The sequence below is a fragment of the Streptomyces tendae genome (assembly GCF_014650435.1).
In the GTDB taxonomy this organism is placed as follows: Bacteria; Actinomycetota; Actinomycetes; order Streptomycetales; family Streptomycetaceae; genus Streptomyces; species Streptomyces tendae.
The window spans coordinates 1-14,529 of sequence record NZ_BMUY01000004.1 but is presented as its reverse complement, the minus strand read 5'-3'; the positions used below and the strand labels follow the sequence as shown (position 1 = coordinate 14,529).

Genomic DNA, 14,529 nt, shown 5'->3' with positions numbered 1-14,529 from the left:
TGCTGGTCGGTCGTACGCCGTCTGCGACGTACGGGAAGCTCAGGCGCACGGTGCGGGCGCAGGAGCGGGTGGGGTGTGCGGGGGCCGGGGGAGCGCCCCGCTCCTCGGGGCCAGTCCGGACCACAGCCGATCGAGACCGACCGGAGCGCAGACCGCCGCCGGACCGAGCAGGGTCCTCACCCGGGTGTCGTCGAACCTCCGCCGGTGGGTGAGGTAGGCCGTGATGCCCGGGTAGAAATCGATCATGGTCTCCAACGCCGAAGGGTCCTCCGGCTTGGCGTCGACCAGGTCGATCGAGAGGGGAACGAGCCGTTCCAGCAGGGCGACGACGGTGGGCACGGGGACATCGCGGTCATGGACGACGTGGTACGTGTCGACCCCATGTGAGGACGGCAGTTCGGCCAGGCGGACCATGACGTCGGCCGCGTGCTCCACCGGTAACAGGTTCAGCCGCCCGTGCGGGTGCCCCACCGCCCGTACCCGGGGCCGAGCCCCGGGGCCCGGCGACCCGGGAGCGCCGCGGGAAGGACCGTCCGGAGCCCCGGTGGCCGTGCCCGGGGCGGTCGGTGGTGCGGCGACGGTGACCTGTCGCGCGTCGCGCAGGATGCGCTCGACCACCTGCAGGGGGTGCGAAGGCAGCTCCGGGTGCGGGGGCACATCCGTGACGAGAATGCTCGGCCGCAGCACCAAGACCGGTCGCCCGTGCTCGCGGGACCAGGCGTGAACCAGCAGCTCCGCCTCGTACTTGGACTGTTCGTAGGCGTTCTCGAAACCGGCGCCGTCGTCCAGTTCGTCCTCGTACGCCACCCCGGTGCGCCGCGCCCCGGCCACGAACGCGGTGCTCACATGGCGCACCACCGGTTCCGCGCGCCCGGCGGCCGCCAATTCCAGGACGTGGCGGGTGCCTTCGACATTGGTCCGTCGCAGCTCGGGAAGGTCCCCTTCCAGATGGATGCTTCCCGCGCTGTGCCAGATCGCGCCGAGGCTGTCGGCCAGCTCTCGGAACGCCCGTGCGGACAGGCCCAGCCGGGGCAGCGCCAGATCGGTCTCCACCACCCTCAGCCGCTTTGGCAGTCGTGCGAGGAACGCGCTCGGCGCACCCGTCAGTTCGAGGGAACGGGTGATGCGGTGCAGCGCGTCGCCCGAACCGGCGTGGGCCAGGACCGTCACCCACGCGTGCGTGTCGAGCAGACGACGTAACAGGCGCAGTCCGAGGAATCCGGTGGCGCCGGTGAGTGCGACGTGCACGAGCGTGGCTCCCAGAGCGGTGAGAAGGGCGGTCCCCTGCCATGCGGGGCGTGCGGCGGCGGAGCACCGGCGGTGCGGCGGACCGGAAGCGGACAGGAGCGGCACGGCGTCGACCGTCCCGCGGCGCGGGTCGTCGTCGGCGATCGCACCGCGCACGGTCCGAATCGTCCCGCCGATCCGTGCTGCCGCTCCCCCCCCGGCTCTCCCGACGCTCGTCCCGGACGGCGCTCACCGGGCCTTCGAACCCCGGTGATCTCCGGCGCCTTCCACACGATGGCAGACGACGGGCGGAACACACCCATCGATCCGCCCTGGCCACCCGAACGGAGGATCTCGCTCGACCGTGGGTGGCGCCGGCGTACGCCGCTCGGTCCGGTCCCTCTTTCGGGGGAACTCGTCGCGGCACCCCAGGATGACACCCTCGCGGGCCGCGACCCGGGACACGGCCGCGCTCGCCGGGCACCGGGACCCCGCCGCGGCACGGGAAAGCGAGGCCGCGAGGTGCGGACAGCCGGTGGGCGGCGACCGTCGCGGAACCGTCCGGTACCCGCCCGCGGAGCCGGGACGGGCCGCCGCAGCCGGCCGACGCTGTCCCGGCCGCCGGTCATCCTGGTGAGCCGCCGGTCCCGGCAGCGCGACCGGCTCGGACGGATGGGGCGCCCGGCCGCCGGAGTCCCCGCCCTTCGCGCGTCGCCGTACCTCTGTCCCACCACCGGTGGTCATCGCGACCGCCTCGGCCCGAACGGGAGCCCGCACCCGCATGCCCGACTCCGAGCAGTCCACCGTGTCCGACCCGCCCACCGCGCCGGCGGCCCCCTCTACGGGGTCCGACCTGCCGAAGCGTTCCGTCCCACCGCCCCGTCATCCCACCCACGCGGTCGACCGCGCGTTCCTCGACCTGGAGCGCCGCCGCCCCGACGTCCGCTGGGACGCGGGCGGCGTCGCGTATCTCAGCGGCCCGCCCCCGAGCCTGGCCGATCTGCGCGCGTACGTGGCGTTCCGGCTCGGTGAACTGCCGCTGCTCACCAGCCGGGTGACGGGAGGCAGGCGGCCCGGGTGGCAGCCGTCCGAGGACTTCCCCGTCGACCGGCACGTGTACGAGGTGGTGGCCGACGGACCCGACGACTGGGACACCGCCCTGCACAGCGCGCTCAACGCCCCGTTCGCGCCCGGCGCCTACTGGGGGGTCTGGCTGATCCACGGCCACGAACCCGACGCGTACGCCCTCTGCTACCGCTTCCTCCACGCCTGCCAGGACGGCTCGGCCGCCGCCATGACGTTCCGCGCGATGCTGGGCGACGGGGAGCCATCAGCGCGTCCACTGCCGGGCGGGAGCGGCGTGGTCGGCGTGCCCCGGCGGTTCGGCGCGGCAGCCGCGCTGGCCACGAGGTTCCTGGCGCGCACCTTCGCCGTACGCGGACACCGCCCGGACCCGGCCTTCGCCCCTGCCGGTGAGCGGCGGCTGTGGCGGGGGCGCGTCCCCGTGGACACCCTGCGGCTGATCGGCGCCGGACGCGGTGGCTCGGCCCACGACGCCCATCTCGCCGCGCTGGCCGGGGCGTTGTCGGTGTGGGCGGCCCGCTCCGGCGTGCCACTGCCCCGGGTGACGGCCGTGCTGCCCGTCGACGCGCGGCGGGCCGACGAGGAGCAGACCTGGGGCAACCGCTGCTTCGCCCTTCCGGTCGACCTGCCGGTTGGACCCACCCCGGGCCGCCCGGACGGTTCCCCGGACGAGGAGGCGCCGCTGCGACGGCTCGACCGGATCATGGCAGTGACCCAGAAGCTGCGGGGCGACACCTGGCGACAGGCCGTTCAGGACCTGGTCCGCTACATGCCGGACCGTCCCACCGCGTGGTACCTGCGCAGAATGCTGTCCCCCCGCGTCACCAACGTCATGGCCACCTCCATGCCGCTCGCCGAAAAGGGGAGCCTGGGGGAGACCCGGGTGACGGGGACGGCCCTGCTGCCGCTCCTCGTGCCGGGACACCTCTGCGGAGTGGGGCTGTCGTTCTTCGGCGACTGGGCGGAGGTGTCCTTCGTCGCGGACCGCGCCCTGCCGCTGGGCGAGCTGCTGCCGGAGCTGTGGGAACAGGCCGTGCGAGAGCTGGAGGAGAGCGTGCGGCGATGATGAGCGGGTGTGCGGGCGCGGGCACGGGCCCCTGCTGCCCCGCGCCCGCACGTGGCCGGGCCCCGCCCCCGCACCGGCACGGGAGGGCTGGTCACACTGCGTCGGGCACCGGAGCGGGACGAGGCGCGAGGGGTACGCCCCTCCGGGAGCCCGGTCACGGTAGCCGCCGCCACTGCGACCGAGGCGGTTTCGGGCAGGCTTCCCGTCGCACGCGTGACGGGCAGGCGCCAGGTTGACACCGCAGGAGGCCGCTCTCCCGGCTGCCGTTTCCCTCGCCCGGCCGACTCGTTGGGCACGCGCGGAGCGGTTCCGCGGACCGCAGGCCAGGTACGACGGAGCGAAGCGATGGACGTCCATGATGCGCACCATTCCTACCGGCAGCATGCCGTCCTGCGGGGCGTCGGCCTCCGGCTGAAGCCCGGCACCCTGGCCGGGATCGGCGGCGAGAACGGTGCGGGCAAGACGACCCTGCTGAAGATCCTCTCCGGTGAACTCCGTCTGGACCGGGGGGCCGTGCACCACAGCGGCAGGTTCGGCTACTGTCCGCAGACCATGGTGCTGGACGACTCCTTCACCGTCCGCCAGCATCTCGACTTCTTCCGGAGCGCGTTCGGCCTCACCGGGCTCGAACGGGCCGAGGAGGTGATGGAGACACTGGCCTTCACCGAGTACCTCGACCAGCGCGCGGGTCGGCTCAGCGGCGGCTCGCGGCAGAAGCTCAACCTGACCCTGGCCCTCATGCACGACCGGACGTACTCCTGCTGGACGAGCCCTACCAGGGCTTCGACTGGGAGACCTACCTGCGCTTCTGGGAACTGGCGACCAGGCTGCGCGACGCCGGGCGTTCGGTGCTGGTCGTCTCGCACCTCGCGTACGACATCGACCGGCTGGACCAGCTCTGGCGCCTGGAGGGCGGGCGCCTGCACATCAAGGAACGGCCTACGGAGGCCGCGGCGTGAGGCGGCACCTGTCCCTGTTCGCCACGGCATCGCGGTACGCGCTGATCGGACACGCCCGCAACCGGTTCGCGATGCTACTGGTGGTCGTGTACATCCCGGTGTGGATCGCCCTCGCCTATGTGGCCATTCCCGATCAGCCCGCCCCCTTCCGGCTCCGGGCGACCGGCGAGGTGCTCTCCCCGCCCGGCAACCACCTCACTCAGATCACCGGCGCGCTGAACGCGGTCACGCTCATCGCAGGGTTCATGATGTTCGCGGCCACGTTCACCTCACCCGGCCGGGGCGCTCCCGCCGTCCCCGTGGGCGCGACGATTCGCGATGGCGTCGACGACGGCTGCCACCTCCGCGCGGTCGGTGGACCGGGGATCGACGGAGTTGTGGATGGAGAAGCCTTCGACCAGGGCGTCCAGGGCACGGGCCGTAAGCGGGTCGAAGTGCCGGGCCAGTGACTCGCGGCTGGCCCGCATCCAGGACCACATGACTTCGCGTACTTCGGGGTTTCGTGCGGCGAAGGCGTACAGCTCGTAACTCAGCAGGAGATTGCGTTCGGTGCCCCAGACCTTGCCGCAGATGATCTCGACCACGGCCTCCCGTGCCTCCTCGGGCGTTCGCGCTGCCGCCAGAAGAGCTCCGTAGCGTGACGAGACGGACTCGGCGAGGCGGGTGAACGCCGAGGTGAGCAGATCCTGCATGTCGTCGAAGTAGTAGGTGAGGGAGCCGAGTGGCACCTCCGCGGCCTCGGCGATCCTGCGGAACGTCACCTTGATGGCGCCGTGCTCGGCGATGACGTCGAGTGCCGCGTCGAGGATCCGCTCGCGCCGCTGCGGGTCGTTGGGCCCGCGGGAACCGCCTGCCATGACTGAGGCCGCCTCTCTTCCTTCTCTTCTCTTCTTCGGCACCATCCTAGTGTGTACATTTGTACATGCTCGGGCCGAGGTCCGTGCCTGCAGTGTCCGGGCCACCCCTTTCTGTACTTCAGCGGAGCCTCTCCTTGACAGATCGCACCGTGCGCCGACGTCGTGGCGCCCTGTTCCTGTTCTTCTTCCTGCCGGGCATCGCGATGTCGTCGTGGATCACGCGCACCCCCGACATCCGCGATCAACTGGGCGTGTCCACCAGCCAGATGGGGCTGGTCCTCTTCGGCCTGTCCGTCGGTTCCATGAGCGGCCTGCTGAGTTCCAGCCGTCTCGTGGCCAGGTTCGGCACCAGGCCGGTCATCGGACTCGGCGCGTTTCTGATACCCGTGAGCATGCTCGTCGTCGCAGCCGGTGCCACCGTGCCGTCGCCACCTCTGGTCGCGCTGGGACTGTGTCTGTTCGGCGCCGGTATGGGTGCGGGCGAGGTGGCCCTGAACGTGGACGGTGCCGACGTGGAGCGCATCGCCGGCAAGGCGGTCCTGCCCCTGCTGCACGGCGGCTTCAGCCTCGGCACGGTCATCGGTGGTCTGTTCGGCATGGCCGCCACGGCTGCGGCGTTTCCCGTCCACTGGCATCTGGCCGCCGCCGCGGTGGTCGCCGCGGGAGTCCTGCCCTACGCCCTGGGCGGCGTCCCCTCGGGCGTCGGTGCCCGGGGCGTGCCCCAGGACCCCGGCGCGGGGCGGCATCCGGCTCCCGCGGTGTGGAAGGACCGCAGGCTCCTGCTGATCGGGGCCATCATCCTGGCCATGGCCCTCGCCGAGGGCGCCGCGAACGACTGGCTGCCCCTGCTCATGGTCGACGGCCACGGCCTGGGTGCCACCGCGGGCTCGCTCGTTTACGTGGGATTCGCCGCGGCGATGACCGTGGGACGTTTCGGCGGAGAGTTCTTCCTGGAGCGGTTCGGCAGGGTCACCGTGATGCGCGCGAGTGCCGTCTCCGGTGCGATGGGCCTGGTCCTGGTCATCTTCTCCGACAACGTCGTCGTGGCGTCGGCGGCCGTGCTGTTCTGGGGTCTGGGGGCGTCTCTGGGTTTCCCGGTGGCACTGTCGGCGGCGGCCGGCTCCGGCCCTGACCAGACCGCCCGCGTCAGTCTCGTGGCCACGATCGGGTACATCGCTTTCCTGGTCGGGCCGCCCGCTCTCGGGTTCCTGGGCGACCACTACGGGCTGCGTCCAGCGATGACGGTGGTACTCGCCTTCGTCGTCATCGCCGTCTTCCTGGCGCCGGCCGCCGGTGCCCGCCCCCGTGATGTCGCAACCCCTCACAACGGGGCATCGAAGTCCGAGGACTCCGGCGCGTCCCCGGCGGAGTTGCCCTGAGCCGGCCGGGGAACGCGCTCCCTGCCCGCCGGTCCGGGCACGTCGTCCGGCATGCTTCCGTCCGGGCACCCTGCCTGGGAGGCATTGCGCACTGTCCGTTCCCCGCCACATCGGAGGCCGCCGGGCCATCGATGTCAACTCCGGCTACGGCCGTGGCACATGTGACACGGCCACCCTGGCGGCGCGACGCAGGCACACGCGGCCACCAAGATCAGCCACGCCACGGCGACCTCGATCTTCCGCGTTCCGCGGCTCCGGCATCACCTGGTTGTCGTCTGGCGGCTGCTCGGACCGCGCAACAACCCGACGAGTGCCTGACCGCAGTACGCGGCTGACGCGGAGCGGCCGGCCGAGGTCTCCCGTGAAACGTGAGCGCGCCACCACGCTCCTGAACGAGGGATGCTCGACCGCCTGGAGGAGGGAGGTCGGCCGCTGGACCTCGTGGGCGGGCCTGATCGTGCGGGCGAGGCCGGGGCGGAGCCGTCTTGGGGGAGAACGCAGCGGGTGTGGAATGGGCAGTCGGTCGGTGCGGCCGGTCGGGGTGAGTGTTCACGCCGAGTAACTGGGGTTTGAACCGCCGCCGCGCTGCCGTTCATGCAGGACCTGCACCGGCTCACCGGCCGGCACATCCTCCTCGCGGTGCGCGACGGCGACGAGGCCGACCGCCACGGGGACAGCCGCCCGCTGGCAGTTCGCTGTGCGGGGTGGGTGCCGCCCCCCGTCCACGGCTGGGACGCCTGGGTCAGCCGAGGCATACCACCAGCAGGCAGAGCTGCGGCGATGACGGGTCTGCCGCGGGTGGTGTCCCGGGTGTGTCCTCGTCGGTGCCGTCGCCCGGCGCGGTGGTGACGGGCGACGGCCGCGTCGTGGGGTCGGTGCCTTCGGGCGGCGTGTCACCGGAGGCCGGGGCGGATGTGTCCGGCCGGGTCCGTGCGGTCGTCGGGCCCTGGGTGGTCCCGGAGGGGGTGGTGTCGTTGCTCTGTGACGAGGCTGTCGTCGTCGAACGGTGCCGGGGCTCGGCGGGCTGCTGCGGCTTGACACTGTCCGTCGACGGGCGCGGCTGCGGCTGCGACGGGCCGGAGGCGGGCGTCGGGCCCTGTGCGCTCTCGGGGGCGGTCGGTGCGGCGGTGGTCGGTGGCTCCTGCCCGGGGGGCTGCTCCGGTGAGGCGGAGGGGGGCCGGTCGGCCGGGGCGGTGGTGGCCTGGGCCCGGTGGTCGGAGTGCCGGTCCACGGAGGCGATGGTCAGTCCGCCGCCGACGATCGCGACTGCACTGGCGACGACTGCGCGGCGCTTGTTCTTCTTCCATCTGGCCACCTGGCGGCGGCGGGCCGCCCGCCCCGATTGCTGCGCGGGCGGTCCGTCAGTGGCACCGATGTCGGCACGAATGCCGGGCGCGGATACGGGGGCGAGGGCGGGATGACGACGGGTGAGGGCCAGGCGGCGGACGGTCTCGCGCCCGCGGAGTCACCGCTGTCGCCTGTGTCACCCGTGTCGCCGGTGTTCCCGCCGACGTGCGGGTCGATGTCCGGGGCGTAGGCGCCGCATCCGGGGCACACCAGGGCGCCGTTGAGGTGCCGACGACATGAGGAGCAGTAATCCATCTGCGGTCTACCGGTCTTCCTGTTCCACTGCACCGTCGGCTCACCCGGGCCACGGCCTGGCTGCGTATAAGCGGAATTCCCTCGGGGATCGAGCAGCCAGTCACGCTAACGGGACTTTCGCAAGGCTGTGCGCAGCCCGTGTGACTCTCCTGCGACGATTTCATGGGCATGAAGGAGGTAGGGGCCACAACGCCGTTGGCCCTGGCGCCTGTTGGTCCGCCCGGGGCTCGTCCGGCCCGTGGCCGGAGAATCCTGAGCTTGTTCTTTATGGTCTGGCCTGGTCACGTTCGATGATGGTGGCGGGGCGTCTGGTCGTTTTGCCCACGTCGTAGCGGGTGGCGGGGCGCCGGTTCTTCGAGCCGGACGAGCGCCCGGGGCCGGGCCGGTTGGGTTTCGGCGCACGGGCCGGACAGGGCAAGTTGGGGCGGAGGTTTCTGAACTCCCGGCGAACCCGTGCCGGGGTGAGCCGGCCTGGCTCGGCTGGCTTCTGCCACGGACGACGGAGATCGGCGACAAGGGGCCGGGCTAGGCGGAGCTGGGTCTGTGCGGCGATGATCAGCCAGGTCCATCGGTCCGCCGCTGCGGGCGTGCGGAGTTTCGGGCGGGTCCAGCCGAGGGTCTGCTTGATCCTTCGAAAGGTGTGTTCAAGATCGAACCTGCGCAAGAACGCCTGCCAGCGCAGATCGACGTCTCCACCCGACAGACCGGTCACCGACGACCACAGCCAGACCGGCAGCGGATCGTGGCCGCCGGGCAGACGGTCGACCTCCAGACGGATCAACGTGCCCTCGATGACAGGGAGGTCGCCGGTGTGGTCGATCCAAGCCGAGCGGGTGGTCAACCGGGGGTGAATGCGGTCCCAGGCCATCACGCGAGCGGTGCCGTAGCGGTCGGTGACCTGCACGGTCTCCGCGTCGGGATCGCCCCATGAGTCCGGCTTGGCGAAGCGAAACTCCCTGCCATGTTTCGACGGGCGTCCACCCTGCGGTGGAGAGATCCATGGGACCGGAACGGGCTTGCGCATCACACGGTCTGTGCGCATCCGTCCCAGAATCTCCACCGGCAGTCCGGTCAGGAGATGGGTCATGCGCGGAGCGTCGTACCCGGCATCGAAGACGATCAGGATGTCGCGGTCACCCGGCTTCCAGCGGCCCATCTCAATGAGGTCGGTGACGACTCGGCGGACCTGGACGGCGGTGACTTCGGCGACGTCGTCTGCCGGCCCCAGCCGCAGCGCGTCCAGGATCTGGCACCATGAGGTCCGGCCGAACTCCAGCGCGGCGACGACGGAGTAGGGCCAGCCGGGCACGAACTGGTCCGACGAGCGTCCGCTGCGACCATAGACGTGACAGAACAAACGGTCCGAGCTGGTCGGCGCGCCCGGCCGCAGCCAGTGGGTGACGTCCACGGCCAGGACCAGGCGCCCGTCGGCGGCCTCGGGCTGCGGCAGCCCGGCCAGCACCCGCCGTAGCCGTGACACATCGACGTCTCCGCGGTTCAATGCTTCATACATCGCACCGTGTCCGCGCCGGTGCTCGGCAGTCAGCGTGAGGTCGACCGGTGTCTTCACCGGCCCGTCCGCACACAGCAGGGCGTCCGTCAGCTCGAACAAGGTGTCCCCGCGCGCGGGCAGGCAGTCGAAGAAGTCGTCCCGGAAGTGTGACGCCACCGCCAACACTTCCCGCCGGACATCGTGATGCGGCAGAGTCATTCCCCCACGGCCTTCGTACTGGTCAGTGCCTCTTTGGTCGGAGCACAGGACCAGACGGAGGCCGAGTTCACGTCCCCGGAATCCTCGTACGAGCGGTTACGTTCGGGGCATCGTTCGAAGTGCAGCTGTTTGGCTTGGCCGGCGGACAGGGCTCGCTGTGAGGGTTTGTTGCAGTGACTTCGCTCAGTGCGGTTGGGCGAGTGCTGTTCACGTGGACGTCGGAGAGCGATGAGCGGAGCACAGTGCGCGGTCGACAAAAGCCGTAACGTCTTGGATCTGCCGAGTGGCGGTGCCTTCATCGCCTGGTCGGCTGTGCAAGGAGACTGTGACAGTGGTCCGGCCGTCCGGAGTCGTGGCAGGCCACACCAGGTATCCGAATCCGTCGCCGCTGTGCCCCCAGTACCCGCCGCCGCAGGACAGCGGTGTCCAGAACAGGCCCAGCCCGTCGCGCGTGTCCGGTGGAAAACCGCGGTCGGCGGGGACTCCGACGGTGCGTTGCATCTCAGTCAGTTGGGCGGGGGCCAGAAGCCTGCCTTGCACCAGTGCTGTGAAGAACCTGTTGATGTCCGCAGCCGTACTGATCATCGACCCGTCGGCATCGGCGTCGAAGGGCAGGTAGGCGGCCGTGGTATCGGTCATGGCACCACCTGGCTCGAACTGCTGGTAGTTGCGGGCATGAGGGCCGGGGAGAAACGGCCAGTTGCCAGGTGCGAGAGTGCGGGTGAGCCGCAGCGGACGAAGAATCCTGGCCCGGACCTCGTACTCCCATGAATGGCCCGTGACAGCCTTGATGACCATGCCCAGAAGAACGTAGTTGGTGTTGGAGTACTCCCAGCCGACACCGGGTGCGAAGGACGGCTGGTGCTTCATCGCGAGGGCCACACGCTGTAGGGACGTGTAGGTGGTCCAGCGGTTCGTGCGGTACCCGGCCGCGCTGAGATCAGGGACGACGTCGCCGATGTAGTCGGGCAGCCCGCTGGTGTGCTGGAGCAACTGGCGCAGCATGACCCGGTGCCCGTCATTGCCGTGGCCGTGGACCAGGCCGGGCAGCCACGAGTCCACCGTGTCGTCCAGCGACAGGCGGCCTTCGCCGGCGAGCTGGAGCAGTACGGTCGCGACGAACGTCTTCGTGGTGCTGCCGATCCGCAGGTAGCCGTTCGTCGGCACAGGCTGGCCGGTGCTGAGATTACTGCCCCCGCTACGGACGGCCCACACTCCATGGGGTGTCTCCAGTCTTACCTATACGCCTGTGGTGCCCTCGTCCCGCAGGGCGTCGACATCAAACTGCAGTTGGGCCAGGCGATCGGAGGCCGCCGCTCTGGATCCTGCCGGAACGAATAACGCCATGAGGGCGACAGCGAGCACGGTCACTGTCCCACGGCTGATTCGGCTCAGCGTGATCGACATGAAGGCAACGCTAAGAACGACACGTCTGGCGAACCATCCGACTAACCAGAGGTCCCATGGTCGGGTTCTCCCCAGTGTGCTGGCTGATGTCTTCCGGACCGTCCTCCCTCTTCCACGGCTCATGAACGTCCGCCAGCTACACCGACCTGTCACACGAAGTCAGACTATAAAGAACAGCTGAGTGCTATTTCTGAGCTGGGCATGACATGACCAGCTGCGGCGTTTGGGCGTTTACCCAGCTCAGAATTCGAACGGCGGGGTTTGGGTGGCGGGGGCGGCTGGTCGACTGCTGCTTGGCACCGCACCCGGCTCATATTCGGTGCGGTGCGGCTCCGTCCTGCCAGCGGTAGAGGTCGCGCAGCAGGGAAATTTCGGCGCCGTGGTGGATCAGCTCCCTGTTGACGTGCAGGACCCTGTTCTCCATGGGATACGGCTCGGGACCCATCGCGGGCGGATTCTCCAGGTCGGCGTCCGAGAGTTCGCGGACCCCCGCGTTCCATCTCTCGTACATCTCATCGAGCTGTTTCAGCGCCTCGTCAGCGGTCCCCGCGTAGGCGAATGCCTCGGCGTCGAAGTCCTGGCCGTCGAAGTACCATTCGACCCGATAGGCCAGGCACGAGAAGATGATGTGCGCCAGCCGCCAGGCAATCGTGGTCACCGGCGCCGGCTCCGGGGCAGGGGACGCGAAGTCCATCGTCCACTCCCCTGAACCCGCCGACATCGGTGCGGCGGCCGTGCCACGTGGGCGGATGCTCCAGCAGCCGCGCACCGGCTCCCAGAAGTACTCCTCGTCGGTAAGACCGTCCAACCGTGGCCGCAGGTTCTTGCGCCAGTACCAGTCCAACTGCTCCGCGAGCCGCTCGCTTCCTGTCATTGCCGCACACTACAGACCCGTCGAGCAGAGCGTGCCGGCCTGGTGGACGCAGGACGACTCCGGCTATGCCGTCCGGCAGCGCGACCTGGGTTTTCTGGGCAACAGGACACCGGTCTCGATGTTGCCGATTGCGCTGATGAAGTCGTCGTGGTGGTGCGAAAATTGGGCTGACTTGGGGGCCCGGTGACTTCTCGATGGCACTGCTGACCGTCAGTGCCGATCGGATCAGTCGCGGTGGGCCTCTCGGGAGGCCGGCTGTCCGCTCCTGCGAGAGCTTCGGCGGGTGATGCGCCTGGTCATCAAGGTGATTGCGGCCCAGGTGATGAGCGATTCCGAGTGTTGGACGAGCCGTTCGTAGTCGCGCGCGTGTCTGCGGGCATGCATGACCCACGCATGCGAACGTTCGACGACCCATCGCCGGGGGAGGACGACGAACCCGGGGACGTTCTTCGGCCGGCTGACGGTCTTGATCGTCAGGCCCAGGAAGGTCTTCGCCCAGTCGACGAGCTGTCCGGCATAAGCGGAGTCGGCCCAGACGATGGTGATCTCGGGGTGCATCAGCCGCAGCCGGAACAGCACTTCCTTGGCCGCGTTGCGGTCGGTCATGTCGGCCGGGGTGACCATGACGAACAGCGGCAGGCCCTTGGTGTCCACGACCAGGTGTCGCTTGCGGCCGTTGATCTTCTTGCCGGCGTCGTAGCCGCGGGAGTCCTTGCCGACGGTCTCGGCGGCCTTGACCGACTGCGAGTCGATGACGGTGGCGACTGCTCCGGGCGCCTTGCCCATCTCGCGGCGGATCCGCTTGCGGAGCTGGTCACGGATCTGCCCGATGACGCCGCAGGCGGCCCAGCGGGCCATGAACCCGTAACACGTGCGCCAGGGCGGGAAGTCCTTGGGCAGGGCCCTCCACTTGCAGCCCGTATCCACGACGTAGCGGATGGCGTCCACGATCTCCCGGCGGGGGTGCTTCTCCGGACGGCCGCCGGCCGGGGTCTCACAGGCCGGGACCGGCAGCAGCGGTTCGATCAGCGCCCATTCGTCGTCCCAAATGTCAGAGGGGTAGCAGCGCCTGCGCGGCATCGTTGCCTCCCTCAAAGACGGGGGGCGGGCGTCGGCCGCGAAGCGGCCGGGCCCGCCGATCAGGCGTCGGCGTCGGTGTAGTCGGCGATGACGTCGAGTGTCGACTCGACCGAGTTGAGCTGGGTGTTGAGGTGTTTGATCCACCGGCCTTTGGGCCGGAGGGCCGCGTGCGGGGCGACGGCTCCGGTGATGAACCGGCGGATCTAGGTGAGCTTGCCCCGGATGATCGCGATCTCGTATGCCTGGAGTTGGGCGGGGTCGGCGCAGAACTTGTAGCCGTCCTTCTTCGTCCAGATCAGCGGCGGCCAGCCGCGTTCGGTGATGATGTCCCGCAGGCAGGCAAGCCCCGCGCGAGTCTGGTGAGGGGAGAGTTCGCTGGATCTGACCAGCTGGACAAAGGTCAGACCGGCCGGCCGGGTTTCGAAGAGCACGAACCGGACGGTGTCGGCGTGTCGCTGGGCCGCCGGCGATCTGTGCTCGGAGGCACGGGGCATCGGCTATTCACCCTGCAGGAGCTTGGCCAGTTCGCCGTCGACGTGTCCGATGCGGGGGCGCTGCCCCACAAGAAGTGGGGCAGCGCCCCCGCATCAGTCCTCACCCGAGCTGCCCGACCGGGGTAGTCCGGATCCTGGCGGTGGGCGGCCTCCCCGGCTCCTGCGGCAACTCGGCGTCCGGATGAGCGGACGACCTGGACCGAGGCGACGAACTCCGTGTCCGTCTAACCGAACGGGTATTGCCCCGGCGCACGATCTGCTGGAGCTTCTGCCCTTCTTGGTCGGTCAACCTGCGCATACTGACGGGCTCGCCCACCACACCCCCCAGCGGGCGGTGTTTCGTTGGGGGAGGGGGATGCGTGGGAGTCTGCAGGTCTGTGCCCCGGCCGAGCCGGAGGCTGCTCGCCCGCCGCGGGTGCGGTCCTTTGCTTTGCGGTTGGGTGGTATCGCGGGGTCTGTGTGCGCGGGGTCCTGTTCGCGGCGGGCATGCCGGCTGGGTGGCTGGTGGTGTGCTGGTGGGTGTGGGTGTGGGTGTGGGTGTGGGTGTGGGTGGGGCCGGTGTGGATGTGGCCGGTCGGTGTCGCCGGCTGCGTCTGCCCCGGGGTTTGGGCCGGCCCCGGGGTTTGGGCCTGCTGCCGGGGTCTGGGCCTGCTGCGGGGCTGGGGGGTGGGGGGTGGGGGGTGCGGGGGTGAAGGCCGCGTGGGGTGTGGGGTGGCGGAGGGGGGCGGAGAGCGTGCGGCCGGGGCCCGGAGCACGCGTTCGGGCAGGGCGTTCGGGCGGGCCCTGGCCG

The 14,529-nt window shown here is 70.2% G+C and carries 11 protein-coding genes and 3 pseudogenes; 4 read left to right on the top strand and 10 right to left on the bottom strand.

What is annotated here, in order from left to right; translation table 11 throughout:
* Window positions 1–39: 39 nt before the first annotated feature.
* Complete coding sequence (locus IE258_RS12165; RefSeq protein WP_189743569.1) at window positions 40–1,248, bottom strand: SDR family oxidoreductase; 1,209 nt, start codon at window positions 1,246–1,248, stop codon at window positions 40–42.
* 760 nt (window positions 1,249–2,008) lie between these two features.
* Between IE258_RS12165 and IE258_RS12160 the strand changes: the two genes are divergently transcribed.
* From IE258_RS12160 to IE258_RS41160, 3 genes and pseudogenes are all read left to right on the top strand, one after another.
* Window positions 2,009–3,376, top strand: a complete 1,368-nt coding sequence (locus IE258_RS12160; RefSeq protein ID WP_229892081.1) for a hypothetical protein — start codon at window positions 2,009–2,011, stop codon at window positions 3,374–3,376.
* Between the two features lie 345 nt (window positions 3,377–3,721).
* A pseudogene (locus tag IE258_RS12155) lies at window positions 3,722–4,335 on the top strand (ATP-binding cassette domain-containing protein).
* A pseudogene (locus tag IE258_RS41160) lies at window positions 4,332–4,604 on the top strand (ABC transporter permease); the annotation flags it as partial. The pseudogenes IE258_RS12155 and IE258_RS41160, both read left to right, overlap by 4 nt.
* Here IE258_RS41160 and IE258_RS12150 read toward each other — a convergent pair.
* On the bottom strand, window positions 4,605–5,192 hold the full coding sequence (locus tag IE258_RS12150; protein ID WP_189742701.1) for a TetR/AcrR family transcriptional regulator: 588 nt from the start codon (window positions 5,190–5,192) through the stop codon (window positions 4,605–4,607). It abuts the pseudogene before it with no gap.
* A 134-nt stretch (window positions 5,193–5,326) separates the two neighbouring features.
* Between IE258_RS12150 and IE258_RS12145 the strand changes: the two genes are divergently transcribed.
* Window positions 5,327–6,571: an MFS transporter gene (locus IE258_RS12145; RefSeq protein WP_229892080.1), complete on the top strand. Its 1,245-nt coding sequence runs from the start codon at window positions 5,327–5,329 to the stop codon at window positions 6,569–6,571.
* 742 nt (window positions 6,572–7,313) lie between these two features.
* Here IE258_RS12145 and IE258_RS12140 read toward each other — a convergent pair.
* The 8 genes and pseudogenes from IE258_RS12140 to IE258_RS12110 all read right to left on the bottom strand — a co-directional run bounded on the left by IE258_RS12140 (window position 7,314) and on the right by IE258_RS12110 (window position 13,739).
* Window positions 7,314–7,886, bottom strand: a complete 573-nt coding sequence (locus tag IE258_RS12140; protein WP_189742697.1) for a hypothetical protein — start codon at window positions 7,884–7,886, stop codon at window positions 7,314–7,316.
* Window positions 7,814–8,173, bottom strand: a complete 360-nt coding sequence (locus tag IE258_RS42185) for an SCO2400 family protein (protein ID WP_444545799.1) — start codon at window positions 8,171–8,173, stop codon at window positions 7,814–7,816. Before IE258_RS42185 ends, IE258_RS12140 begins: the two co-directional genes overlap by 73 nt.
* A gap of 265 nt (window positions 8,174–8,438) precedes the next feature.
* Window positions 8,439–9,884 carry an NF041680 family putative transposase gene (locus IE258_RS12135; protein WP_189742695.1) on the bottom strand — a complete coding sequence of 482 codons (1,446 nt, stop codon included), beginning with the start codon at window positions 9,882–9,884 and terminating at the stop codon, window positions 8,439–8,441.
* A 207-nt stretch (window positions 9,885–10,091) separates the two neighbouring features.
* The gene (locus IE258_RS12130) at window positions 10,092–11,099 is read right to left on the bottom strand and encodes a serine hydrolase domain-containing protein (protein WP_189742692.1); all 1,008 of its coding nucleotides are present in this window, start codon (window positions 11,097–11,099) and stop codon (window positions 10,092–10,094) included.
* A gap of 24 nt (window positions 11,100–11,123) precedes the next feature.
* On the bottom strand, window positions 11,124–11,291 hold the full coding sequence (locus IE258_RS12125; protein WP_189742690.1) for a hypothetical protein: 168 nt from the start codon (window positions 11,289–11,291) through the stop codon (window positions 11,124–11,126).
* A 310-nt stretch (window positions 11,292–11,601) separates the two neighbouring features.
* Window positions 11,602–12,165: a DinB family protein gene (locus tag IE258_RS12120; protein ID WP_189742688.1), complete on the bottom strand. Its 564-nt coding sequence runs from the start codon at window positions 12,163–12,165 to the stop codon at window positions 11,602–11,604.
* Window positions 12,166–12,390: 225 nt separating this feature from the next.
* Complete coding sequence (locus IE258_RS12115; RefSeq protein WP_189742686.1) at window positions 12,391–13,245, bottom strand: IS5 family transposase; 855 nt, start codon at window positions 13,243–13,245, stop codon at window positions 12,391–12,393.
* 59 nt (window positions 13,246–13,304) lie between these two features.
* A pseudogene (locus IE258_RS12110) lies at window positions 13,305–13,739 on the bottom strand (RacP protein).
* Between the last annotated feature and the right edge of the window lie 790 nt (window positions 13,740–14,529).

What these genes read in the sequence shown, in the direction of transcription:
- IE258_RS12125 (WP_189742690.1), bottom strand. Translation starts at nt 11,291, where the DNA reads ATGTCGATCACGCTGAGCCGAATCAGCCGTGGGACAGTGACCGTGCTC.
- IE258_RS42185 (WP_444545799.1), bottom strand. Translation starts at nt 8,173, where the DNA reads ATGGATTACTGCTCCTCATGTCGTCGGCACCTCAACGGCGCCCTGGTG.
- IE258_RS12115 (WP_189742686.1), bottom strand. Translation starts at nt 13,245, where the DNA reads ATGCCGCGCAGGCGCTGCTACCCCTCTGACATTTGGGACGACGAATGG.
- IE258_RS12120 (WP_189742688.1), bottom strand. Translation starts at nt 12,165, where the DNA reads ATGACAGGAAGCGAGCGGCTCGCGGAGCAGTTGGACTGGTACTGGCGC.
- IE258_RS12150 (WP_189742701.1), bottom strand. Translation starts at nt 5,192, where the DNA reads ATGGCAGGCGGTTCCCGCGGGCCCAACGACCCGCAGCGGCGCGAGCGG.
- IE258_RS12135 (WP_189742695.1), bottom strand. Translation starts at nt 9,884, where the DNA reads ATGACTCTGCCGCATCACGATGTCCGGCGGGAAGTGTTGGCGGTGGCG.
- IE258_RS12160 (WP_229892081.1), top strand. Translation starts at nt 2,009, where the DNA reads ATGCCCGACTCCGAGCAGTCCACCGTGTCCGACCCGCCCACCGCGCCG.